Raw genomic sequence first — 618 nt, forward strand, 5'->3', positions numbered from 1 at the left:
ATCTGCGGCTTCACCGCGCCGAGATCCCCGAGCGCGACCAGCGTGCCGGCGTCGGCGAAGTCCGCGGCGAGGTCGCGCGCCAGCGAGCCGCCGAAGAAGGCTTCGGGGCCATCGGCGGCGAGGCGCTGCAGGGTCTCGGTCAGCGCCGGCTGCGTCACGAGCGCGCCGAGGGCGGGCGGTGCGCCGCGGGGCAGGAAGAGGGCGGCGCTGGTCGGATCGGCGTCCAGCTTCCTGCGGTTCTCGTCGCAGAAATGGCGATGCGCGTGGGTGGCGGCGAAGCCGTCGCGCGCGGCCTCGATGGCCGGGCCGAACAGCGCGGGCCAGGGCCGCGCACCCTGCGCCGCATGCAGCGCAGCGAGTCCCGCCACCTTGCCCGGCGTCTGCACCGAGAGCGGGCCGGAAACGGGGATGCCTCCTTCGGCGCGGTAGCGCGCGACGGTCGCGGCCTGGGGCGCCTGACCGGTGCCGGCATAGGTCTCCGCGCTGCCCGTGCTCGCCGACCAATGGTGATAGAAGCCATCGCCGCCGAGCCCGGACATGTGAGGCTCGACGACGCCCAGCGTCAGCGAGATCGCCACCGCCGCATCGGCCGCCGAGCCGCCCGCGCGCAGCACCTCC

At 75.4% G+C, this 618-nt stretch carries 1 protein-coding gene; it reads right to left on the minus strand.

Annotation, left to right across the window (positions count from 1 at the left end; all coding sequences use genetic code 11):
• The coding region (locus tag AC1DWF_RS36065) for a gamma-glutamyltransferase (RefSeq protein ID WP_476843250.1) at positions 1–618 on the minus strand (618 nt) is incomplete at both ends.

This window comes from Aminobacter sp. P4_D5, assembly GCF_056401815.1.